Source organism: Nocardiopsis sp. FIRDI 009 (genome assembly GCF_003386285.1).
GTDB lineage: Bacteria > Actinomycetota > Actinomycetes > Streptosporangiales > Streptosporangiaceae > Nocardiopsis.
Window position 1 is genome coordinate 105,810 of the sequence record NZ_QPNC01000015.1, and the last position, 22,858, is coordinate 128,667.

21 protein-coding genes are annotated in these 22,858 nt (G+C 72.7%); 9 read left to right on the forward strand and 12 right to left on the reverse strand.

Features of this window, described 5'->3' with window-relative positions:
* Position 1: 1 nt before the first annotated feature.
* On the reverse strand, positions 2-1,219 hold the full coding sequence (locus DVR05_RS12400; protein WP_116246014.1) for an NADP-dependent isocitrate dehydrogenase: 1,218 nt from the start codon (positions 1,217-1,219) through the stop codon (positions 2-4).
* Positions 1,220-1,402: 183 nt separating this feature from the next.
* Positions 1,403-1,783, reverse strand: a complete 381-nt coding sequence (locus DVR05_RS12405) for a DUF3017 domain-containing protein (RefSeq protein WP_116246015.1) — start codon at positions 1,781-1,783, stop codon at positions 1,403-1,405.
* A gap of 527 nt (positions 1,784-2,310) precedes the next feature.
* On the opposite strand from DVR05_RS12405, the gene DVR05_RS12410 reads away from it, so the two are divergent.
* On the forward strand, positions 2,311-2,916 hold the full coding sequence (locus tag DVR05_RS12410) for an FHA domain-containing protein (protein ID WP_116246016.1): 606 nt from the start codon (positions 2,311-2,313) through the stop codon (positions 2,914-2,916).
* Positions 2,917-2,965: 49 nt separating this feature from the next.
* Here the strand turns inward: DVR05_RS12410 and DVR05_RS12415 are convergent, their stop codons facing one another.
* The 3 genes from DVR05_RS12415 to purN are packed head-to-tail and all read right to left on the reverse strand — an operon-like array spanning position 2,966 to position 6,032.
* Complete coding sequence (locus DVR05_RS12415) at positions 2,966-3,817, reverse strand: bifunctional methylenetetrahydrofolate dehydrogenase/methenyltetrahydrofolate cyclohydrolase (RefSeq protein WP_116246017.1); 852 nt, start codon at positions 3,815-3,817, stop codon at positions 2,966-2,968.
* 14 nt (positions 3,818-3,831) lie between these two features.
* Complete coding sequence (gene purH, locus DVR05_RS12420; RefSeq protein ID WP_116246018.1) at positions 3,832-5,400, reverse strand: bifunctional phosphoribosylaminoimidazolecarboxamide formyltransferase/IMP cyclohydrolase; 1,569 nt, start codon at positions 5,398-5,400, stop codon at positions 3,832-3,834.
* Complete coding sequence (gene purN / locus DVR05_RS12425) at positions 5,397-6,032, reverse strand: phosphoribosylglycinamide formyltransferase (RefSeq protein WP_116246019.1); 636 nt, start codon at positions 6,030-6,032, stop codon at positions 5,397-5,399. Before purN ends, purH begins: the two co-directional genes overlap by 4 nt.
* A gap of 406 nt (positions 6,033-6,438) precedes the next feature.
* On the opposite strand from purN, the gene DVR05_RS12430 reads away from it, so the two are divergent.
* The 8 genes from DVR05_RS12430 to DVR05_RS12465 all read left to right on the forward strand — a co-directional run bounded on the left by DVR05_RS12430 (position 6,439) and on the right by DVR05_RS12465 (position 16,090).
* A complete protein-coding gene (locus tag DVR05_RS12430) occupies positions 6,439-6,840 on the forward strand; it encodes a DUF4190 domain-containing protein (protein WP_116246020.1) in 402 nt (133 codons plus the stop codon).
* Between the two features lie 286 nt (positions 6,841-7,126).
* Complete coding sequence (locus tag DVR05_RS12435) at positions 7,127-8,791, forward strand: chain length determinant family protein (protein WP_116246021.1); 1,665 nt, start codon at positions 7,127-7,129, stop codon at positions 8,789-8,791.
* Complete coding sequence (locus DVR05_RS12440) at positions 8,791-10,179, forward strand: ligase (protein ID WP_116246022.1); 1,389 nt, start codon at positions 8,791-8,793, stop codon at positions 10,177-10,179. Before DVR05_RS12435 ends, DVR05_RS12440 begins: the two co-directional genes overlap by 1 nt.
* Positions 10,176-11,399, forward strand: coding sequence for a phosphotransferase (locus DVR05_RS12445; protein ID WP_116246023.1), 1,224 nt, complete (start codon positions 10,176-10,178; stop codon positions 11,397-11,399). The genes DVR05_RS12440 and DVR05_RS12445 overlap by 4 nt, the downstream gene beginning before the upstream one ends.
* Positions 11,400-11,472: 73 nt before the next feature.
* Positions 11,473-12,354, forward strand: a complete 882-nt coding sequence (locus tag DVR05_RS12450) for a sulfotransferase domain-containing protein (RefSeq protein WP_116246024.1) — start codon at positions 11,473-11,475, stop codon at positions 12,352-12,354.
* Positions 12,324-13,907 (forward strand): lipopolysaccharide biosynthesis protein, encoded by a 1,584-nt coding sequence (locus tag DVR05_RS12455; protein WP_116246025.1) that lies wholly within the window; start codon positions 12,324-12,326, stop codon positions 13,905-13,907. The genes DVR05_RS12450 and DVR05_RS12455 overlap by 31 nt, the downstream gene beginning before the upstream one ends.
* Positions 13,908-13,965: 58 nt before the next feature.
* The gene (locus DVR05_RS12460) at positions 13,966-14,424 is read left to right on the forward strand and encodes a UDP-N-acetylglucosamine--LPS N-acetylglucosamine transferase (protein WP_116246026.1); all 459 of its coding nucleotides are present in this window, start codon (positions 13,966-13,968) and stop codon (positions 14,422-14,424) included.
* Between the two features lie 163 nt (positions 14,425-14,587).
* Complete coding sequence (locus DVR05_RS12465) at positions 14,588-16,090, forward strand: glycosyltransferase (protein WP_116246027.1); 1,503 nt, start codon at positions 14,588-14,590, stop codon at positions 16,088-16,090.
* A 26-nt stretch (positions 16,091-16,116) separates the two neighbouring features.
* Here the strand turns inward: DVR05_RS12465 and DVR05_RS12470 are convergent, their stop codons facing one another.
* From DVR05_RS12470 to DVR05_RS12500, 7 genes are all read right to left on the reverse strand, one after another.
* Positions 16,117-16,698, reverse strand: a complete 582-nt coding sequence (locus tag DVR05_RS12470) for a 3'-5' exonuclease (RefSeq protein ID WP_116246028.1) — start codon at positions 16,696-16,698, stop codon at positions 16,117-16,119.
* A gap of 58 nt (positions 16,699-16,756) precedes the next feature.
* Complete coding sequence (locus DVR05_RS12475) at positions 16,757-17,887, reverse strand: glycoside hydrolase family 26 protein (RefSeq protein ID WP_116246029.1); 1,131 nt, start codon at positions 17,885-17,887, stop codon at positions 16,757-16,759.
* Between the two features lie 109 nt (positions 17,888-17,996).
* On the reverse strand, positions 17,997-18,887 hold the full coding sequence (locus DVR05_RS12480) for a sulfotransferase (RefSeq protein WP_116246256.1): 891 nt from the start codon (positions 18,885-18,887) through the stop codon (positions 17,997-17,999).
* 114 nt (positions 18,888-19,001) lie between these two features.
* The gene (locus tag DVR05_RS12485) at positions 19,002-19,478 is read right to left on the reverse strand and encodes an ATP-binding protein (protein WP_116246030.1); all 477 of its coding nucleotides are present in this window, start codon (positions 19,476-19,478) and stop codon (positions 19,002-19,004) included.
* 285 nt (positions 19,479-19,763) lie between these two features.
* Positions 19,764-21,032, reverse strand: coding sequence for a sulfate adenylyltransferase subunit CysN (cysN, locus tag DVR05_RS12490; protein ID WP_116246031.1), 1,269 nt, complete (start codon positions 21,030-21,032; stop codon positions 19,764-19,766).
* Between the two features lie 49 nt (positions 21,033-21,081).
* On the reverse strand, positions 21,082-22,014 hold the full coding sequence (gene cysD / locus DVR05_RS12495) for a sulfate adenylyltransferase subunit CysD (protein WP_116246032.1): 933 nt from the start codon (positions 22,012-22,014) through the stop codon (positions 21,082-21,084).
* A 50-nt stretch (positions 22,015-22,064) separates the two neighbouring features.
* Complete coding sequence (locus tag DVR05_RS12500; RefSeq protein WP_116246033.1) at positions 22,065-22,856, reverse strand: 3'(2'),5'-bisphosphate nucleotidase CysQ; 792 nt, start codon at positions 22,854-22,856, stop codon at positions 22,065-22,067.
* Positions 22,857-22,858 lie beyond the last annotated feature (2 nt).

Consider the following 22,858-nt stretch of genomic DNA (forward strand, 5'->3'; position numbering starts at 1 on the left):
CCTAGGCCAGGCGCTTGGACAGGTTCTCGTCCAGCGCGGCGAGGAACTGCTCGGTGGTGAGCCACTCCTGCTCGCCGCCGACCAGCAGCGCGAGGTCCTTGGTCATCTGCCCGCCCTCGACGGTCTTGATGACGACGTCCTCCAGGGTGTTGGCGAACTCCGCCAGCTTCGGGGTGTTGTCCAGCTTGGCCCGGTGCTCCAGACCGCGGGTCCACGCGAAGATGGAGGCGATCGGGTTGGTCGAGGTGGGCTTGCCCTGCTGGTGCTGGCGGTAGTGGCGGGTGACCGTGCCGTGCGCGGCCTCGGCCTCGACGGTGCGGCCGTCGGCGGTGCGCAGGACCGAGGTCATCAGGCCCAGGGAGCCGAAGCCCTGCGCGACGGTGTCGGACTGCACGTCGCCGTCGTAGTTCTTGCACGCCCAGACGTAGCCGCCCTCCCACTTGAGCGCGGCGGCGACCATGTCGTCGATCAGGCGGTGCTCGTAGGTGAGGCCCGCGGCGTCGAACTTCTCCTTGAACTCGGTCTCGTAGATCTCCTGGAACACGTCCTTGAACATGCCGTCGTAGGCCTTGAGGATCGTGTTCTTGGTGGACATGTAGACCGGGTAGTTGCGGTCCAGGCCGTAGTTCAGACTGGCGCGCGCGAAGTCCTCGATGGACTTGCGGAAGTTGTACATCCCCATGGCGACGCCGCCGCCCTCGGGGAAGTTGGCGACCTCGAACTCGACCGGCTCGCCGCCGTCGGCCGGGGTGTAGGTCATGGTGACCGAACCGGGGCCGGGAACCTTGAAGTCGGTGGCCTTGTACTGGTCACCGTGGGCGTGACGGCCGATGATGATCGGCTTGGTCCAACCCGGGACGAGCCGGGGGACGTTCTCGCAGATGATCGGTTCGCGGAAGACGACACCGCCGAGGATGTTGCGGATGGTGCCGTTGGGCGACCGCCACATCTTCTTCAGGCCGAACTCCTCGACCCGGGCCTCGTCCGGGGTGATGGTGGCGCACTTGACACCGACGCCGTACTGCTTGATGGCGTTGGCGGAGTCGATCGTGACCTGGTCGTCGGTACGGTCGCGCTCCTCGATGCCCAGGTCGTAGTACTTCAGGTCGATGTCGAGGTACGGAAGGATCAGACGGTCCTTGATGAAGGACCAGATGATCCGGGTCATCTCGTCACCGTCGAGCTCGACTACGGGGTTCTCGACCTTGATCTTGGCCATGGCTGTGTGGCTGTCCCTTCAGTCTGTGGCTACCGCCTCACACGGCCGCGCACGGTCACGGTTCGTGGCCGTGACCGCCCCGTCCGCTCGGCAAATCCCCTGATCCCGCCCGGTGTCCGTGCATACCGGGGAGGCGGTGGCTTGTCGGTGTCGCGGTATCTCGACGTCAAGCTTATTCCACCGCTAGGCCGAGAGTTGCGGCGCCACCCACGCCAGGACGATGAGCAGACCCGCGAGGCTGACACACGTGACGAGATCGGTCCAGCGCCGGCGGACGGCCAGCAGGCCGATCCAGTCCTTGGGCAGGACCAGGCGGAAGGCGGCGGCCAGCAGCAGCGCCCCGGCGATGATCGCGGGGCCACGCTTGAAGTGGGCGGCGGCCACGACGACGATCCCGGCGGACAGGGTCGCCAGCACGAGGGCGTAGGGCACCTGGGCCAGCCAGAACGGCACCTTCGGCCGGGTTTCCCGCTCGGCCTCCGGGGCCTGTCCCCCCTCTCCGGGGGCCTCCTCCGGGGTGCCCTCTTCCCTGTCCGCCAACTCCGCCTGCCCCGCCTTGTCCACCGTGTGTCCGACCCGTCCGTTCCGAAGGTGACCGGCCGCCGCCCGACCCGTCCGCGTACTCGTCCCGCAGTTGGCACAGATCGGCCACACGGCACACGGCGACGTGTCCGAAAGGGCGTGCGGCTCCGACGGGCCGCACCGACCGGGTGACTGCGGGGGTCCGCCGCCGGGCCCAGCGCCGCCCGGGCGGACGAGACGCGGCCCATTGTATTGATTCATGTCGCCGACGCCCCAGCACTCACGGAATCGGCCCTGTCGCCCGCCGATGGACCCTACGACCGTTACCCGCGTCCGGCTGGGTCATACAGGTGTGTTTCCGCGCCGTATCCGCCTAACTCCGGAGTAAGCGCGTAGAACGCGTACCACCCGGGTAATCCAACCTGAGACGAGTGCAACGGTGAGCGAGGACCCCCATGAAGCCCACTCAACGCGCAGACCGAGCAGCCACCACTCGACGACCACCGCTCCCCCATCGTCACCCGTATCCCCGCCGGCCGCGCCACACCACCAGCCCGGGAGGAGTCACCGTGGACGGTCCCTACCTCCGGGTCGAAGAGACCGGGGACATCCGCCAGCTCACCGGTGAGGTCACCACCGTCGGTCGCGGCGAGGGCGCCGACATCCGACTGAACGATCCGAGCGTCTCACTGCTCCACGCCGAACTCGTCCGCCGGGGACCCTACGTCTACGTCGTCGACCTGGGCCTGTCCCGCAACGGCACCCGCGTCAACGGCCGCCCCATCGCGCGCAGGGTGCTGGAGGAGGACGACGTCGTGAGTTTCGGCACGGCACGCTGCCGTGTGGGCGGGCTGCCGCGTGAGCAGATCAGCCCCGACATCGAACTCCGGCGCGGCTCGGCCCCCGAACTGACCCGCCGGGAGCTGGACGTGCTCACCGCCCTGTGCCAGCCCGCGCTGTCGGAGGAGGCCTTCGTCGCCCCCGCCACCGCCCGCGACATCGCCGAGGCCCTGGTCGTGACCGAGGCCGCGGTCAAACAGCACCTGCTGCGGCTCTACCAGAAGTTCCGCATCCCCGAGGGACAGAACCGCCGGACCCGGCTGGCCAACGAGGTCGTGGCGCTGGGGCTGGTCCGTCCGATGCCCACCAGCGGCTCCTCCCGCCGGGCCAGCTGACCTCGGGGGCGATGACGCGCGCGCCGCCGCCCCCGGTCCGGAGCGGTCGTCAGACCGCCTGGCGCTCGGCCGCCTCCACGACGTTCACCAGCAGCATCGCCCGGGTCATCGGGCCCACGCCGCCGGGGTTCGGCGACAGGTACCCGGCGACCTCGGCCACGTCCGGCTGGACGTCGCCGACCAGACCGTCGTCGGTGCGCGAGACCCCGACGTCCAGCACCGCCGCTCCCGGCCGGACCATGTCCTTGCCGATGAGCCCGGGGACACCGGCGCCGGCGACGATCACGTCGGCGCGGCGGGTGTGCTCGGCCAGATCGCGCGTGCCGGTGTGGCACAGGGTGACGGTGGCGTTCTCCGAGCGGCGGGTCAGCAGCAGGCCGAGCGGGCGGCCCACGGTGACGCCGCGGCCCACCACGACCACCTCGGCGCCGCGCAGCGGCACGTCGTAGCGGCGGAGCAGCTCCACGATGCCGCGCGGGGTGCACGGCAGCGGCGCCTCCTGCATCAGGACGAGCTTGCCCAGGTTGGAGGGCTGGAGGCCGTCGGCGTCCTTGGCCGGGTCGATGAGGCCCAGCACCCGGTTCTCGTCCAGGCCGCTCGGCAGGGGCAGCTGCACGATGTAGCCGGTGCAGGCGGGGTCCTCGTTGAGCTCGCGGACCGCTCGCTCCACCTCCTCCTGGGTGGCGTCGGCGGGCAGGTCGCGGCGGATGCTCGCGATGCCCACCCTCTCGCAGTCGCGGTGCTTGCCCCGGACGTAGGAGTGGCTGCCCGGGTCGTCGCCGACCAGAACCGTGCCCAGACCGGGGGTGACCCCCTTGGCCCTCAGCTTGGCCACCCGCTCGGCCAGGTCACCGCGGATGGCCTTCGCGACGGCCTTGCCGTCGAGAATCGTCGCGCTCATGTCGGCTCCTCGTGTCAGTGGAAGAAGTGGCGGGTGCGGGTGAGGTACATGGTGACCCCGGCCTCCTTGGCCGCGGCGATGACCGCCTCGTCGCGGACGGACCCGCCCGGCTGGACGACGGCGCGCACGCCCGCCTCGGTGAGGATCTCCAGCCCGTCGGGGAAGGGGAAGAACGCGTCGCTGGCGGCGACGGAACCGACCACGCGGTCGCCCGCGCGGCTGACCGCGAGCCGGGCGGAGTCGACCCGGTTGACCTGGCCCATGCCCACGCCCACGGTCGCGCCGCCGGAGGCGAGCAGGATGGCGTTGGACTTGACCGCGCGCACGGCCCGCCAGGCGAAGGCGAGGTCGGCGAGGGTGCCCTCGTCGGCGGGCGCGCCGGTGGCGAGCGTCCAGTTCGCGGGGTCGTCGCCCTCGGCGTCGATCGCGTCACGGGACTGCACCAGCAGGCCGCCGCTGATCTGGCGGTTCTCCACGCCCGTGGCGAAACCGGGGTCCGTCACGGCCAGGAGGCGGATGTTCTTCTTCTTGGTGAGGATCTCGACCGCCTCGGGCTCGAAGCCCGGCGCGACGACGACCTCGGTGAAGACCTCGGCGATCTGCCCGGCCAGCTCCGCCCCGACCGGGCGGTTGGTGGCGATGACGCCGCCGAACGCCGACAGCGGGTCGCAGGCGTGCGCCAGGCGGTGCGCCTCGGCGTTGTCCGGGCCGACCGCGATGCCGCACGGGTTGGCGTGCTTGATGATCGCCACGCACGGCGCGTCGAAGTCGTGGGCGGCGCGCAGGGCGGCGTCGGCGTCCACGTAGTTGTTGTAGGACATGGCCTTGCCGTGCAGCTGCTCGGCGCCGGCCAGCCCGACCGGCGGCACGCCCTCGACCGTGTACAGGGCCGCCTTCTGGTGCGGGTTCTCGCCGTAGCGCAGCACGTCCTTGCGGGAGTAGCCGATGCCCAGGTAGGACGGCCAGCCCGACTCGGCGCCCGCCTCGTCGGGGGCGTAGGCGCCCGCGAACCAGGAGGCGACCGCCGCGTCGTAGGTGGCGGTGTGGCGGAAGGCGAGTCCGGCCAGGTGCTTGCGCTGCTCCGGGGTGAACCCGCCCTCGCGCACGGCCCGGAGGGTGGCGCCGTAGCTCGCCGGGTCGACGACGACGGCGACGCTGGCGTGGTTCTTGGCCGAGGCGCGGACCATGGCGGGGCCGCCGATGTCGATCTTCTCGACGCAGTCCGCCGGGGAGGCGCCCGAGGCGACGGTCTCCTGGAAGGGGTAGAGGTTGACCACGACCAGGTCGAAGGGGGCGATGCCCAGGCCCTCGATGGTGGCGACGTGGTCGGGGTTGGTCTGGTCGGCGAGGAGACCGGCGTGCACGTTCGGGTGCAGCGTCTTGACCCGGCCCTCCATGATCTCGGGGAAGCCGGTGACGTCATCGACGGGGATGACGGGGACGCCCGCGTCGCGCAGCCGCGCGGCGGTCGAGCCGGTGGAGACGATCTCCACCCCGGCCTCGGCCAGGCCGGTCCCCAGCTCCTCCAGACCGGTCTTGTCGTACACGCTGATCAACGCACGCCTGATGGCCTGCTGGGTCACCGCTGCTCCTTCGTGTCGGTCGCGTCCGTGACGCTGTGCTCGGTGCGGCCGAACCGCACGTGCCTGCCGTCGACCGTCCAGCCCTCGCGGGCGAGCCGGCCGACCGTGTCGACCAGCATCCGCCGCTCCACGCCCTTGATGCGCTCGTGGAGGCTGGACTCGTCGTCGCCGTCCTCGACGGGGACCGCCACCTGGTCGATGATCGGCCCGGAGTCGACGCCCTCGTCGAGGAAGTGGATGGTGGTGCCGGTGATCCGGACACCGTGGGCGAGCGCGTCACGCACGGCGTGCGCGCCGGGGAAGGAGGGGAGCAGCGCGGGGTGGATGTTGACCGCGGTGTGGCGGCCGAGGACGGCGGGGCCCAGGATGCGCATGAACCCGGCGGAGACCACCAGGTCCGGGTCGTACTCGCTGATCCGGTCGGCCATGGCCGCGTCCCACTCGGCGCGGTCGGAGTAGTCTCGGAAGGGAACGACGAACGTGGGCACACCGGCCCTCTCGGCCAGTTCGAGGCCCCGGGCGCTCCGCCGGTCCGAGCCGACCGCGACGATCTCGACGCCGTACCCCGGGTCCTGGGCCGCGTCGACCAGGGCGGCCATGTTGCTGCCCGTGCCCGATATGAGGACGACCACTCGCGCGGACAATGTGCTTCTCCCAGTGTGTAGAAGGCGGTACGGGAGCGGGCTCCCGTGTCCGGGGGCGCCGGGGGACGGCGCAGCATCCGGGGTTCGCGCGCCCACGGGGCCTGGGGCCCGCTTCCGGGCCGCGCCAGGGGCGTCGCTGGGGGGTGACCCGCGCGTCCCCCGCGAGCGGTGCCCGTGGGGTCATGACGGGTGGCGGCCGGACCGAGGCGGCCCGTCCGTGGTCCCACCCTATCGGTCCGGGTAGCGTCGGACCCACGGGGACCGGGCCGAGCCCGCCCGGGACCGGATCGCCCCCGGCCTTCCGGACCCGCCCCGGAACCACCGACACCGAGGACGGTCCGCGCACGGACGCGGACCACCGCGCCCGAGCCGGGCGCGTCGAAGGAGTGAGCCCGTGACCGACAACAGCCCGGAGCCCCGAACCGACGGGTCGACGCCCAAGGTCGAGCGAGGGGGTCTGTGGGGCCTCTTCCTCGGGATGGCCGGCCTGCTGCTCCAGCCCTACGGCGTCGTGCTGTCCGTGTTCGGCGTCGTGCAGGGGTTCCGCGCGCGCCGGTCCGCGCGGGCGAACCGCACCGAGGCGCCCGGCGCCCTGTTGAGCGTGATGGTGGGAACGCTGGGCATCGTCATGTCGCTCGCCGCGGTCTCGGTGTTCGTGGTCTACGACGAGCAGGTGCGGGCCTACCGCGACTGCTCGGCCCGCGCGCACACCGTCTCCACGCAGGAGGCGTGCGACGAGGCGTGGGAGTCCGACACCGGTCTGCCCCCGTCCGCGGTGGCGGTGTTCGCCGGCTGACGGCTGCGCCCGCCCCGGTCCCGCGCTCCGCTCCGGGGCGCGTTCGGGCGCCCCGACGGCGGACCCCTCGGGTGCGCGCCGGAACGGCGGTCCGCCGAGGACGGCGGGAACGGCCCGCCGCCTCCTCTGGCCGTAGTCACCGCCGGGGCGGCGCGGTCGGCCTTTTACGGACACTTCCTCGTCGGAAACGGCAGTTTCCGCAAGCGGTGCGCACCCCCAAAGGGACTACACTTAGTATGCAATCGTTTACCAAAAGTGTCGCATGCGCGTGTGTGGAGAGGACCCGATGGACACCGACGCCCCCGGCCCGCCCGGACCGGAACTGAAGGAGTACACCGCCCTGCTGCGCCGCCGCTGGCGGCTGGTCGGGGCCGGGGTGCTCGGGGGACTGGTCCTCGCCACGGCCGGGGTGGTCGCGCTCCCCTCCACCTACGAGTCCACGGCCGCTGTCCAGGTCCGCCCCACCGGCATGGCCGAATTCACCGGTGAGCGCTCCGGCCGCCTGGCCGGGGAGGTCAACCTCGACACCGAGGCGCAGGTCGTGCTCTCCGACCGGGTCTCGGCCGCCGCGGCCGCGGCCCTGGCCGAACCCGACTCCGCCCCGGCGGACCCCGCGGAGCTGCGCGAGAGCGTGTCGCTGTCCGTGCCGCCCAACAGCAACGTGCTGGAGATCACGTACGCGGCGGGGAGCCCCGAGGCGGCGCGGGAGGGCGCGGACGCCTACGCGCGGGCCTACCTCGAACAGCGCGAGGCCGAGGTCGGCGACCTGATCGCCGCCCACCTGGCCGCCCTGCGCGGCGAGCAGGAGGCCCGCTACGAGGAGCTGGCCGAACTGGCCGACGACTCCTCCGCCCGGGCCGAGACCCTGCGCGCCGAGATCGCCGACCTCGGACGCGGCGTGGGACCGCTCACGGCGCTCCGGGAGACCGTCGAGCCCGGCCGGATCATCACCCCCGCGAACCTCCCCGAGAGCGCCGCCTCCCCCGTGGTCCCCGTGTGGCTCGCGGGCGGTACCGCCGCGGGCCTGCTCGCCGGACTGCTCCTCGCGTTCGCGCGCGACCGCCTCGACCCGGTCCTGCGCGACACGGAGGAGACCGCGCGGATCGGCGGCGCCCCGGTGCTGCTGGACCTGACCGGGGCGGACCGGGAGGCGTCCGGGCCGTTCGGCGACGACGACCGCGCGGGCCAGCGCGTCAACGAGTGCGCCCACGCGCTGCGCGCCCGCGTCCCCTCCCCCGGTGTCCTGCTCGTCGTGGCCACCGCCCCCGGACGCTCCGGACCCGCCGCCGCCGTCAACCTGGCCGCCTCCCTCGCCCGGACCGGCTCGGACACCCTGCTGGTGTACGCCGACCCCGCGGCCGACCCGCTGGACCTGCCCCCGGGGCCCGGTCTGGCCGAGGCGCTCCTGGACGGTGAGGACCCCGCCGAACTGGAGGTGCGCCCCGACACCGCGCCCCGCCTGCGCGTACTCCGGTACGGCAGGCCGGAGGCCGTCGCCCCCGTCCAGGGAACCGCCATGCCGGAGCTGCTCGGACTCCTGCGCGAGGGGACCGAGTACGTGGTGGTCGCCGTCCCGCCCGCCACCGAGCGGGCCGACGCCCACGCCCTGGCCGCCTCGGCCGACCTGCTGCTTCCGGTCGTCGAACTCGGTCGCACCCGGCGCGCCGACCTCGTGTCGCTGGTCGCCGCCGCCGCCCGCTTCGGCCTCCCCGTCCCCGGGGTGGCGGCGCTGCCCCGACCGGCCCGGGGCTCCGACGACGCCTCCCGCGACGCGAGGGGGACCGGGAACGGGGCCCGGGCCGACGCCGGGGAGAGCGCCACGGCGCACAAGGCCGCCACGGCGGAGGACGGCGCCGCCGACGGGACCGAAACGGGTGCGGAGGACACCGCCGACCAGACCGGAACAGGCGCGGAGGACTCGGCCGCCGACACCGTCGGGGCACGGAACTGATGGCGGCACCCGCCGCCCCGCGCCCCCTCCCCGGGGCCGGGGTCCCGGTCGGCCCCGCCCCGGCGACCGGCCGTCCGGTGGTCTGGCTGCTGGCCGGGTACCCGCTGTGGTGGGCGCTGGGCCTGGGCCAGTTCGCGTACTGGCTGTTCGCCGTCCCGATGGCGGCGGAACTGCTCCGCCGCCACCGGACGGTCGGGCTCCGGCTGCCCTCGGGCTTCTGGCTGTGGGCGCTGTTCCTGCTGTGGACCGTGTTCGGGTTGGCCATGGTGCCGCTGGAGGTGCCCGGTACCGTCCCGGGCAGCGGGGGGTACGCGGGGGCCGCGCTCCGCGTGGTCAACTACCTGGTGCTGACCGTCCTGATGCTCTACGTCGGCAACCTGTCCGAGCGCGAACTGCCGACGCGGACGGTGGTGTGGGCCCTGTCCGTGCTGTGCCTGGTCACGATCGCGGGCGGTTACCTCGGCATGTTCGCGCCCCGGTTCGAGTTCACCGCGCCGCTGGAGTACCTGCTGCCCGGCCCCCTGGCCTCCGACCCCTACGTCCAGACCCTGGTGCACCCGGCGTCAGCCCAGGTCATGGACATCTTCGGCTACGAGTCGGCCCGGCCCAAGGCGCCCTGGGAGTACACCAACATCTGGGGGTACATGCTCTCCCTGCTCCTGGTGTGGCTCGTGGTCGGCTGGGTCCTCCAGGGGAGCGGCGCGGTGCGGTGGGCCGCTCTGGCCGCCGCCGCGGCGTCGGTGGTCCCGGTGGTCCACTCCCTCAACCGCGCGCTGTGGGTCGGCCTGGTGCTGTCGCTGGCCTACGGCGCCGGACAGGCGCTCCGCCGCGGCCGGGTGGCGCTGGTGGGCGCGTGCGCGGTCGCGGCCGTCGTCGCGCTGCTCGTGCTGGCGGCGTCACCGCTGGCCGACGTGGTCCGCGCCCGCGCCGACAACCCGCACAGCGACGACGGCCGGGCCGCGAGCAACGCCGCGTCCGTGGCCGCCGCCGACCTGTCGCCGGTCCTGGGCTGGGGCACGACGCGGGAGATGGTGGGCAGTTCGGAGTCGATCGCCATCGGCCCCACCGCCGAGTGCCCCGGGTGCGGCCAGCACGTCATCGGCAACGCCGGTCAGCTGTGGATGACCCTCATCGCCAACGGATGGGTGGGCACCGCGTTCCTCCTCGCCTTCCCCGCCTGGACGGTGTGGCGCCACCGGGCCGCCACCACCCCGGTCGGGCAGGGCGCGCTGCTGACCGTGCTGCTGCTGTTCTGGTACATGTTCTTCTACGTCGCGCTGATGTCCCCGCTGGCCGTCACCCTCGTCGCCGTCGCCCTGCTCTGGCGCGGCGAGGCGGGCCCGACGCCCGGCCGGGTCACCGCGCGCACCAGAGGGGGTCTTCGGTGAACGGCGAGACGACCTACCTGACCGACCTGGCCGCGGTCCTGTGGCCGTGCGGCGGACTGCTCGGTCCCGGGGACGGCGGTGTACGGCGGCTCGTCCGTCAGGAGCGGGGCAACCAGTACCTGCCGGTCCCCAACGCGCACAACCCGCGCGTGATCCTGCCCGCGCACGACCGCTCGGCCGCCACCCGGGGGATCGCGTCCTTCCTCCAGGGACACTCGTTCTCCGAACGGGTCCGCGCCGCCCTGCTCACCGGGGCGTTCGCCACGGGCCTGGCGCCGCTGCTGCTCCGCGACCGCCTGTACGTGGGCGCGGGTCCCGGCATCGAGCACGCGCTCACCTCCGCGCTCGACCGGAAGCTGGCGATCGCCATCCACCTGGGTCCGCCCAGGGCCAACCGCAAACCCGTCCTGCTGCTGCTCACCCCGGGCGGGCGGACGATCGGCTACGCCAAGGTCGCCGTGAACGACCTGACGTCGCGCCTGGTGCGCGCCGAGACCCGCGCCCTGCGCCGCCTCGCCGACTCCCGCCTGCCGGACGTGACGGTCCCGCGGCTGCTCTACGAGGGCGAGTGGAACGGCCACCCCCTGCTGGTCCAGGAGGCCCTGCCGGTCGGCGACCAGACCGACCGGCCCACCCGCCGCCAGCTGCTGCGGTGCGTGACCCAGATCGTCGGACTGGCCGGGGTCCGCGAACTGCGCCTGTCCGACAGCCCCTACCGGATCACCCTGGAGCGGCGGATCGCGGCGCTCGGGACGCGTCCCGAGGCGGCTCCGCTGCGCGCCGCGCTGCGCCGCCTGCCGGACGTGACCCTGCCCTTCGGGGCCTGGCACGGCGACCTGACCCGTTGGAACATCGCCAGTACGGCGCGCCGGGCCTTCGTCTGGGACTGGGAACGGCTGACAATGGACGCGCCCGCGGGGTTCGACGCGCTGCACTACGACCTCAACGAGTGCGTCCAGGCGGGGGTCCACCCCGGTGTGCACCGGTGGCTGGACAGCGGCTCGCGTCTGCTGCGCGACCCGTTGGTCGCCGAGACGGGACTGCGTCCGCACGCGGTGTCGACGGTCATGGCCCTGTACCTCATCGACCTGGCCACCCGCTACCTGCACGACCGCCAGGACGAGAGCGGCGGCCATCTGGCGTCGGTGGACGACTGGCTGCTCCCGGCGCTGGAGGGTCTCCAGGAGAGGGCGGCGCACGAGGCCGCCCACACCGGCTGACCCCGCCCCGCGGCACGCGCCACCGGCCCGTCCGGGACGGGCCCACCCGCCACGACCAGTGAAGGACACCGTGATGCACGTGGACACGCCGCCCGCCGCCCTCCGCCGCCTGTCCGGCCCCGTCCGGCGGGCGCTCCTGCCCCTGGCGGACGGGCTGGGCGGAGCGACCAGCGCCGCGCGCGCCCTGCCCGACGTGCTCATCTGCGGTGCCCAGCGGTCGGGGACGACGTCGCTGTTCAAGTCCCTGGCCCGGCACCCCGCGGTCACCGGGCCGACACTGCGCAAGGGGGTCCACTTCTTCGACGTCGGGTACTCCCGGGGGGTGGAGTGGTACCGGTCGTGCTTCCCGCTGCGCGCCTCGCTGCGGGCGCGTCGGGGGAGGCCGCGCGTGCGCGTGATGGAGTCCAGCCCGTACTACCTGTTCCACCCGTTGGCGGCGGAGCGGATCGCGCGGACGCTCCCGGAGGTCCTGGTCGTGGTGGTCCTGCGCGACCCGGTGGAGCGCGCCTACTCGGCGCACGCCCACGAGAGTGCGCGCGGGTTCGAGTCCGAACCGTTCGCGCGGGCGATCGAGCTGGAGGAGGACAGGCTGTCCGGCGAGGAGGAACGGCTGGTCGCGGACCCCGGGTACTACTCCTTCGCCCACCAGCACCACGCCTACCTGGCCCGCGGCCGGTACGCCGAGCAACTGGCGCGGTTGGAGCGGCACCTGGGGCGGGAACGGATCCACGTCGTGGACTACGCGGAGCTGTTCGACGGGACCGCGCGGGCGCTGGCCGGGATCGAGCGGTTCCTCGGCCTCCCCCCGGGGCCGGGCACACCCCCCGGGCGGCACAACGCCCGCCGCCGTTCGTCGATGCCCGGACCGCTGCGCGCCGAGCTGACCGCGCGGTTCGCCGAGAGTGACGCGCGGCTGGCCGACTGGTGGGGCCGCACCCCGTCGTGGCGCGCGTGACCGCCACCGAGGACCGCGCCGGGGCCGGGCTGAGCCGGGTCCTGCGCGGCGGTGCGCTCAACATGGCGGGGGCCGCGGTCGGCGCGGGGCTCAACCTGGCGCTGATCGTGGCGATCACCCGGGCGTTCGCCCAGGAGACGGCCGGGCTGCTGTTCTCGGCGACGTCGGTGTTCCTCATCGCGGCGACGGTGGCGGGCGCGGGGGCACCGGACGGGCTGGTCTACTTCATCACCCGGCTGCGCGTGCTCGGGCGGACGGAGGCCGTGCGACGGCTGTTACGGGTGGCCGCGGGACCGCCCCTGGTCCTCTCCGGGTTGCTGGGCGCGCTGATGGTGCTGTTCGCCGATCCGGTGGCGCGGATCATGGGCACCGGGGACGCCGCGACCTACCTGCGGTTGCTGGCCGCGTTCGTGCCGTTCGCGGTCATGGTCGACTCGGCCCTGGCCGCCACGCGCGCGCACCACCGCATGGCCGTGACGGTCCTGGTGGACAAGGTCGGCCGACCACTGGCCCAGCTGGCCCTGGTGGGCGCGGTCGCGCTGTCCGGGTCGGCCGGACTGCTGGCGCTGGCGTGGGCGGGTCCCTACCTTCCGGCGGGGGTGCTGGCGTGGTTCTGGCTGGGCCGCCTGCTGACCCGCGCCGCTCCATCGTCGGGCGGCGGCGCGCCGGAGGCCCGGGGGACGGGAACCGAGGCGGGGGAGGCCGTCCCGGACCTCCGGGACGGCCTCCGGACTGACGGGAGCGTCCCGCCGCGCGCGTTCTGGTCCTTCGCCCTGCCCCGCGCGGTGGCGGGGGTCGCCCAGATGGGCGTGCAGCGCGGCGGAGTGGTGCTGGTGGCGCTGCTGGGCGGGCTGACGGGCGCGGCGGTGTACACGGCCGCGACGCGGATCATGGTCCTGGGCCAGTTCGGCAACCAGGCGGTGCTGTCCGCCGCGCAGCCGCAGTTCGCGGAGCAGTTGGCGACCGGCGACCACGCGGGGGTCCGGTCGCTGTACCAGGCGGGAACGGCGTGGCTGGTGTGCCTGACCTGGCCGCTGTACCTCTCCGCCCTGGTGTTCGCACCGCAGGTCATGGGCCTGTTCGGCACCGGGTACGCGGCGGGGGTGACCGTCCTGGTGGTCGTGTGCGCCGGGCAGCTGTTCGGGTCGGTGCTGGGGATGGGCGACCTCATCCTGGCGATGACCGGGCGGAGCACGCTCAACCTGGTCAACAACGTCCTGGCGCTGGCGGCGAACGTCCTGGTGTGCGTGGCGTTGGTGCCGGTCCTGGGGGCGACCGGCGCCGCGGTGGCCCTGGTGGCCTCCGTGGCGGTGCGCAAGGTGCTGCCGCTGTGGCAGTTGCGCGGGCGGGTGGTCCTGCACCCCCTGGGGGACGCGGTGATGATCGCCGCGGGCAGCTCCGTCATCTGGTTCGCCGCCCTCCCCCTGCTGGCGGTGGGCCTCCTGGGCCAGGTCCCGGCGGCGCTCGCGGTCTCCGTCGCCGTCGGGGCCGCCGGGCACCTGTCCACCGTGTGGCGGCTGCGCGGGCGCCTCGGTCTGCGGCTGCGAAGTTGAGACGTCGGGCTGACCGCACCACCCGAATCACTACGGTGAGTTATGCCATGATGACTCCATGTCTGCTCGACCGGTTCTCCTGGTCGCCTCCAGCGGCGGCCACCTCGCCCAACTCCTGTCCCTGCGGCCCTGGTGGGAGGAGAGGCGACGCCTCTGGGTGACCTTCCGCACGCCCGACGCGGTGTCCTCCCTCGGCGGGGAGGACGTGCGCTGGGCGTTCCACCCCACCACCCGCCATGTGGGCAATCTCCTGCGCAACACGTGGCTGGCGGTGCGGGTGCTGCGGGAGGGGCGTCCCAGCGCGGTCGTGACGACCGGGGCAGGGGTGGCGCTGCCGTTCTTCGTCCTGGCGTGGTTCCTGCGGATACCGACGGTCTACATCGAGGTCTACGACCGTCTCGACACCCCCACCCTCACCGCCCGCCTCTGCCGCCCCTTCACCCGGCTCTCCCTCGCCCAGTGGGAGGAGCAGCGATCGTTCATGCCCGGCGCCATCACGGTGGGGCCGCTCCTGTGACCGGTGGGGGCCGCACCGTGTCCGCCCCGGAGGGACCGGTCAAGACCTCGCACAAGAACCCTCGGCTCCCGAGACGGGCCGACGGCCACACCTACAGCATGGAGAAGGAGGCAGGGGCTTCCTCCCCGGTCCGAAGGCCCTGGGTGTCCGCCCCGAGAATCCCGTGACCGAACAGACCACCCGCACGACACCGCGCCTGGACGACCGCGACCATCCGGACGTGGTGGTCAGCCTCGGCACGGACCACCACGCGTTCGACCGGCTGGTCCGGTGGGCCGACGACTACGCCCGCCGCAACCGGGACCTGCGCGTCCTCGTCCAGTACGGGCACAGCGCCCCGCCCGAACGCGCGGCGGGCACCGCCTTCCTCACCGGCGAGGAGCTCGGCGCCCACATGCGCGCGGCCCGGGTCGTGGTCACGCACGGCGGCCCGGGAACCATCGTCCAGGCGCGCGCGACCGGCCACCTGCCGATCGTCGTGGCCCGCGACCCCGAACTCGACGAGCACGTCGACGACCACCAGCTCCTGTTCGTCAACCGGTTGGAGGAGGCGGGGCGGGTCCGTTCGTGCTCGACCCCCCAGCAGCTCGCCGCGCTGATCGACCGGGCGCTGGCCTCCCCCGACGAATTCCACGTCCGCCCGGACGAGGAGGACGGCCCCGAACGCGCCGCCCGGCGCGCCGGTGAACTCATCGACCTGCTGACCGAGTCCCCCCACCCACCCCTGCCCGAGCCCCGGGCGGTGTCCGTCGGCGACGACTGGCCCGACGTGACCGTGGTGGTCCCCACCCGGGACCGCCCCGAACTGCTGCGCCGCACCCTGCGCGCGATCCGCGAACAGGAGTACCCCGGGCGGATCACCACGATCGTGGTGTACGACAACGACCAGCCCGACACCTCACTGGCCCACGACGGCGACGACCGCCCGGTGCGCGTGGTCACCAACACCCTGACCCCCGGTCTGGCCGGCGCGCGCAACACCGGCGTGCTGGCCGCCGACACCGACCTGGTGGCCTTCTGCGACGACGACGACACGTGGCTGCCCGACAAGCTCCGCGCCCAGGTGCTGGTCATGCTGGCCGAGCCGGACACCGAGACGGTGTGCTGCGGCATCCGGGTGGTCTACGACCGGGTCGAGGCCGAGCGGACCCTGGACCGCACCACGGTCACCTTCGGTGATCTGCTCGGTTCACGGCTGACCGAACTGCACCCGTCGACCTTCCTCATCCGCCGCCGGGCGATGCTCGACGGCTGCGGGACGGTGAGCGAGGAGATCCCGGGCAGCTACGCCGAGGACTACGAACTCCTGCTGCGGCTGGCCCGCCGGAGGCCCATCCGCAACCTGCCCGAACCGGGCGTGCGCGTCCTGTGGCACCGCAGGTCGCACTTCGCGGGGCGGTGGCGGACCATCTCCACGGCCCTGCGCTGGCTGTTGGAGCGCTACCCCGAGTTCGCCCTCGTGCCGCGCGGATACGCGCGGGTGGCGGGCCAGATCGCCTTCGCGGAGGCGGCGGCCGGACGGCGCGGCGAGGCGCTGCGCTGGATCCGGACCACCCTGCGGCACCGGCTCACCGAGGGTCGCGCCCTGGTCGCCCTGCTGGTCGTGTGCGGGGTGCCCGCCGGGTGGGTGCTGCGCGCGCTCCACCTGCGGGGCAAGGGGGTCTGAGGGCGCGCTGGGCCGAACCCGGCGGTTCAGGCGGTTCGGTCCCCCAGGTCCGGGGCGGGCCACGCGCCCCGCTCCACCAGGAAGAGGACCAGCGCGGCGATGTTCCAGGCGTCGTCCTCGCCCCGGTGGTGGCGCCCCTGGAGGGGCAGCCCGGCCATGCGCAGCGCGCGGTCCATCCCCGGGGCCTTCTTCCGCGTGCCGTGGAACTCGCCGAACACCCGTTTGGCGTTGGTGTGGTGCTCCCCGAACGGGTACTCCGTCCCGGTGTCCCGGCACTGGCGGGTGAACTGCCGGCGGTCGTACTCGCCCCAGCTGGCCCAGGGGCGTTCCCCGGCCGCGTGCTCCCGCGCCAGCCACCGGCACGCCTCGGCGAAGCTCACCCCGGTGTCCACCTCGGCCTGGGTGAGCGACGTCAGTTCGGTGCAGAAGTCGCCGACCCGGGAGCGGGCGGGCCGCACGAGCAGGCCGTGCCGGGACACCCGCCGACGCGCGGCCAGGTCGACGACGGTCAGTCCGATCTCGATGATCTCGTTGGCCTGGCCCGGCGGCGGCGAGCCCCTCCAGCAGGTCGCCTCGACGTCGACCACGTTCAGCAGGTTCTGGTCCATGCCGGGACCCTAGGCGGGCGCGCCGCCCGTGTCACCGGGTTTTCGCCCCCGGCGGCGCTCAGTCCCTGCTCTGGGCGTAGGCGGCCATCCGGCGGACCCGGTCGGGGAGGTTCACGTAGGGGTCGCGCCCGGCCAGTTCGAAGCCGCGCCGCGCGTACTCGTTGGAGTTGATCCGGAAGTCGCACCCGGAGACCCGGTTGTCCCAGACCTTGACCGCGCGCACCCGCTCGTACCGGCGCAGGACGTCGGGGATGTCGGCGTACCAGCGCAGGGTCTCGCGGGGGCCGATGTCGGTGGTGCCCATCTCACCGATCATGATCGGTTTGCCGGGGTCGATGCCGTGCTCGGGCCCCTCCTCCTCGAACCACTCGTAGGCGGGCCGCAGGACGTCCTCGAAGGAGTACACGCCGTCCCAGTGCGGCATGAGGTCGCAGCCGGTCATGTTGTACGCCTCGAAACTGATCCAGTCGACGTAGTCGTCGCCGGGCCACAGGCCGGGGAGGCGGTCGAGGTTGTCGCGCCAGCCGGTCACGTTCCACACCCAGATGACGTTGTCGGCGCCCTCCTCCCGGTAGAGGTCGACCACGTGCCGCCAGGCGCGCACGAACTCGTCGGGGGTGCCGCGCCTCCGGTAGCGCTTGTCGGCGTCGGCCTCGTGGTCGAAGGTGACGAAGTAGGGCACGTCGAAGTCCGCGATCGTGCGTGCCTGGGAGCGCAGCGAGGAGTCGAACTCGCCGTCGAGGATGGCCTCGTAGGCGATGTCGGGGTGTCCGTGGCGCTCGAAGCGGCGCGCCTCGATGTTGGTGTGCACGAACCGGCCCTCGGCGATCATCCGCCGCTCGCGCTCCCCCGGCGCGTCCGCCTGGTCGATGCCGCGCCAGGTGTAGACGATGTCCATGTCGCGGTCGACGGCCGACTCCAGGTGCTCGACCCGGTCGTCGTAGGGGCTGGCGCCCCACCACACCCCGCAGGAGGGTTCGAGGATCTCGGAGACCGCGCACGCGGACTCGGTCGGCAGCGGCAGGCCCAGCAGGGCGGCGGTGTTTCCGCCGACCCGGTCGACGGGCAGGGGGTGGTCGTCGAGCGGTTCCACGCGCCCCTCGGCGGCGGAGGCCGGCGGCCCCGCCAGTGTCAGTGCGGTGAGCATCGCGCCCGCCGCCGCCAGTCCTCGTGTCGGTCCCCTGCTCATGTCAACGCCCCCAGAGCCAGAACTACCCAGAGTTCATGTGTAATGACTTTACGTTAGAATTCGGGCACAAAGCAACCATCCGACCACTGTCCGCTTCGGCGACCCCGCGTCAGTAGCCATAGCGTCCACGCGTGGGCGCGGTCACCGCCGAGACCAGCCCGCGGCGCCACGGCGCCAGGGAGTCCCGCCAACCGTGGTCGGGACGCACCCCGACCGGCCCCTCCGTGAAGCGCATCGGGTTGCCCGAGAGCGCGTGCGTCCGCGCCAGCGGGACGGCCCTCCCGCCCACCGCCGGCGGCTGGCCGGTGTACCCGGAGAACTCGGCGACGCGGGCGAACTCGGCCACCGGGTCCGCGACGAAGTCCTCGTAGCGCACCCGCAGGGTCGGCGTGCCGCGGCGGGCGAGGGCGTCGAGGGTCGCGTTCTGGGTCACCCACTGGACGGCCGCGCGCCCGGCCGAGTAGCGCGCCATCTCCGGCTCGCTGCTGTCCGGGGAGGCGTCGGGGCGCCGGACGCGCTTGCCCCAGGAATGCGCGACCGCCCGGGGGTCGCGCACCACGTGGAGCAGCCGCATCCGGGCGCCGAACCGCCAGCGCAGGCACGCGGCGAGTGAGGCGTGCTTGCTGGCGTCCACGACCACGTGGGCTCCGCTGACCAGCGACACCGCCGAGTACAGGCGGTGGTAGAGGTCGGTGTAGCGCTCGTTGCGCGCGGCGAGGACGCCGCCACCGGACCCGTTGAGCAGCACGGGCAGGAAGCGCGTGCGGTCGACGCCGCCCTTGAGCCGCAGCACGCCGCGCGCGTCCAGGCGGTCCCAGCCGCCGAAGGCCTCCTTGCCGACGTCCGACCAGAAGCCGCAGTCGGCGAACGGCTGACCGCACCCGCAACGCTCGTTCTCCAGGAGCCCGCGCCGCCACAGGTGCACGGCCTCACCGACCGAACAGAACCCGGGTAGCTCTCCGAGGAGCCGCTCGATCAGGGTCGACCCGGAGCGCCCCATCCCACCGACGAACACCAGACGATAGCCATCCACACGCCCAGGATATGACGTGGAGTCACGACGCATGGCCGAAACGTGACATTCGGGGGTCGGAAGCGCGCGTGGGGGCGCGGACTACCCCGCGGCGGTGATCTCCGCCCAGGCGCGGGTGCCGTGGACGGGGTGCGGGGTCAGGCCCCAGCGGGTGGCCAGGTGGTCGACGACGAGGAGCCCGCGCCCGCACTCGGCCTCGTCGTCGCTGTGGCGGTCCACGGCGTGGAGGGCGATGCGTCCGTGGTCGTGGACGTCGAGGCGCAGGGTGGCGCGGCCGCCGTCGGCCGACCAGGACAGGTCCAGGTGCACGGGCGGACGGCCGTGTGTGACCGCGTTGGTCACGAGTTCGCTGGCGACGAGGGTCGCCGACTCGACGAGTTCGATGCGGCCCAGGCGGAACAGGAAACGCTCCACCAGGCGGCGGGCGCTGGCCGCGCTGGCCAGGACACCGGGCAGCCGGTGGGTCTCACCGGCCTCGGCGGGCACACCCGGAGCACTCCCGTCGGGTTCCCCGACGGCGGGGAGGGGAGACAGATCGACCTTCGCGGTGGAGGGCATCACGCCGTTCCTTCGAACAGGACTCGGCGCCACCCCCGGGCGTGGGCGTCGCACCCCACCCGATCCGGTGACACCGGTCTCACCTGCACTGATGCCCCAAGGATGACCCATACGTTGGCAAATGTAAACCTTGTGTTCATTGTGACAGCCGTGACTACGCGGAGTGCACGGTGTCCGGATAGCGGGATCCAGGACACGCGCAGGGGCCGCCCGGAGGCGGCCCCGGTCACGAACTGCTCCCTGGCACGGTCGCCCGACACGGCGGAGGGTCGGGGAGAACACCGCCTAGTCGGCCTTGACGACCATCCCCGCGCCGACCGTGGCGTTGGTGGCCTCGTCGATGAGGATGAACCCGCCCGTCTGGCGGTTCTTGGCGTACTCGTCCACGAACAGGGGCTGGGTGGAGCGCAGCCGCACCCGGCCGATCTCGTTGAGCGCCAGGTGGTCGGCCTGCTCGTCCCGGTGCAGCGTGTTCACGTCCAACCGGTAGCGCAGGTCCTTGACCAGCACCTTCGCGGTGCGCGTCGTGTGCTTGACGATGAGCTTGGAACGCGGCGTGAGCTTGCGCGCGTCGGTCATCCAGCACACCATCGCCTCGATGTCCTGCGACACCTTCGGCGCGTTGTTGGGACGGCAGATCATGTCGCCCCGGGAGATGTCGATCTCGTCCTCCAACAGGAGGGTGACCGACATCGGCGAGTAGGCCTCGGCCACCTCGCCGTCGGCGGTCATGATCCTCGCCACCCGCGTGCTCAGCCCGGAGGGCAGGTGGGTGACCTCGTCGCCCGGCTTGAGCACACCGCCCGCGAGCTGACCCGCGTAGCCCCGGTAGTCGTGCAGCTCGGGGTCGTCGGATTTGTGCGGCCGGATGACGTACTGCACCGGGAAGCGCGCGTCGATCAGGTTGCGGTCCGAGGCGATGTGCACGTTCTCCAGGTGGTGCAGCAGGGAGGGCCCGCTGTACCAGGGCGTGTTCTCCGAGCGGCTCACCACGTTGTCGCCGTGCAGGGCCGAGAGCGGGATGAACGTGAGATCGCACACGTCGAGCTTGCTGGCGAAGTCGGTGAACTCCGCCTTGATCTGCTCGAACCGATCCTGGGAGTAGTCCACCAGGTCCATCTTGTTCACCGCCAGCACCAGGTGCGGGACCTGGAGCAGGGAGGTCAGGAAGGCGTGGCGGCGGCTCTGCTCCTGGAGGCCCTTGCGGGCGTCCACGAGGATGATCGCCAGGTCCGAGGTGGAGGCGCCGGTGACCATGTTCCGGGTGTACTGGATGTGGCCCGGGGTGTCCGCGATGATGAAGGTGCGCTTGGGTGTGGCGAAGTAGCGGTAGGCCACGTCGATGGTGATGCCCTGTTCCCGCTCCGCGCGCAGGCCGTCGGTGAGCAGGGCCAGGTTGGTCTGCTCCTCGCCGCGGGCGGTGCTGGTGCGCTCGACCGCGTCGAGCTGGTCCTCGAAGATCGACTTGGAGTCGTACAGCAGTCGGCCGATCAGGGTGCTCTTACCGTCGTCGACGGAGCCCGCCGTGGCGAACCGCAGGATGTCGTTGCTCATGCTTGCCTGGTCCAGGGTCGAAGGGGTGGGAGCTTGGGGCCCGGCGCGGCTAGAAGTAGCCCTCGCGCTTGCGGTCCTCCATCGCGGCCTCGCTGGCGCGGTCGTCGGCCCGGGTCTGTCCGCGCTCGGTGATCCGGGTCGCGGCGATCTCGGCGATGATGTCGTCCAGCTCCACCGCCGTGGACTTGACCGCACCCGTGCAGGTCAGATCGCCGACGGTGCGGTAACGCACGGTCTCGGTGAAGACCGTCTCGGTCTCGTCGCGCTGGATGATGGGCGAGTCGGCCAACAGGATGCCGTCGCGCTCGAAGACCCGGCGCTCGTGCGCGAAGTAGATGGAGGGCAGCTCCAGCCTCTCGCGCTTGATGTAGCTCCACACGTCCAACTCGGTCCAGTTGGAGATCGGGAACACGCGGATGTGCTCACCGCGCTCGATGCGGGTGTTGTACACGCTCCACAGCTCGGGGCGCTGGTTCTTGGGGTCCCACTGCCCGAACTCGTCGCGGAAGGAGAAGACCCGCTCCTTGGCGCGGGCCTTCTCCTCGTCGCGGCGGGCGCCGCCGAAGGCCGCGTCGAAGCCGTTGTCCTCGATGGCCTCCAGCAGCGCGGCGGTCTGGAGTCGGTTGCGGCTGGCCCAGCGCCCGGTGGGCTCGGCGACCTTGCCCGCGTCGATCTGTTCCTGGACGGAGGCCACGACCAGCCGGACGCCCGCCTCGGCGACGCGGCGGTCGCGGAACTCGATCACCTCGTCGAAGTTGTGGCCGGTGTCCACGTGCATCACGGGGAAGGGGATGGCGCCGGGCCAGAAGGCCTTCTCCGCCAGGCGGAGCATGACGATGGAGTCCTTGCCGCCGGAGAAGAGCAGCACCGGCCGCTCGAACTCGGCGGCCACCTCGCGCATGATGAAGATCGCCTCGGCCTCCAGCACGTCGAGCTGGGAGAGCTGGTAGCGCCCGGGCGCCTGCTGACTGGACTGACCCATGAATCCGCCTCTGTGATACCGACATGGCCGACGGCGGAGGGCCTCTTCGGTCAGCCCCCCGCGTGCGGTCCCGCGCTGTCCAGGTCCGCACCGTCGCGGATGCTTGCCAACAACATACCCGACAATTCCGATCGACATACAAGGATATCGGGGAGTAGCGGATCGGACACGTTGTAGCGCAACGGCGAGCCGTCGATCCGCGAGGCGTGCAGGCCGGCGGCGCGCGCGACCGCGACGGGAGCGGCGCTGTCCCATTCGTACTGGCCGCCCGCGTGCACGTAGATGTCGGCGATGCCGAGCATGACCGCGCAGATCTTCGCCCCCGCCGACCCCATCGGGATCACCTCGGCGCCGAGCTGGTTGGCCATGCGCTGCACGAACGCGGGCGGCCGCGACCGGCTCGCGGTGATGCGCAGGCGCTGGTCCCCGGGGCGCTCGTCCGGCAGCCACGGCGGGTCGACCGTGGAGACGGTGCTGCCCTGGGCCGGGAGGGCGACGGCGCCCGCGACGAGGTCGCCGTTCTCCCACAGCGCCACGTGCACGGCCCAGTCGGTGCGGCCCGCCTCGGCGAACTCCCGGGTGCCGTCGAGCGGGTCGATGATCCACACGCGCCGCGCCCGCAGCCGCGACAGGTCGTCCGCGCCCTCTTCGGAGAGCACCGCGTCGCTGGGACGCAGCCGTCCGAGGGCGGAGAAGAGGAACTCGTGGGAGGTCCTGTCCCCCAGGGTCCGCAGCACGTCGGGCTCGGCGAACCCGTGCCGGGCCCGCAGCCGCAGCAGGAGCTGACCCGCCTCGGTCGCCAGGTCCCGGGCAACCTCATGATCGTTTCTGATGCTCTTCACCG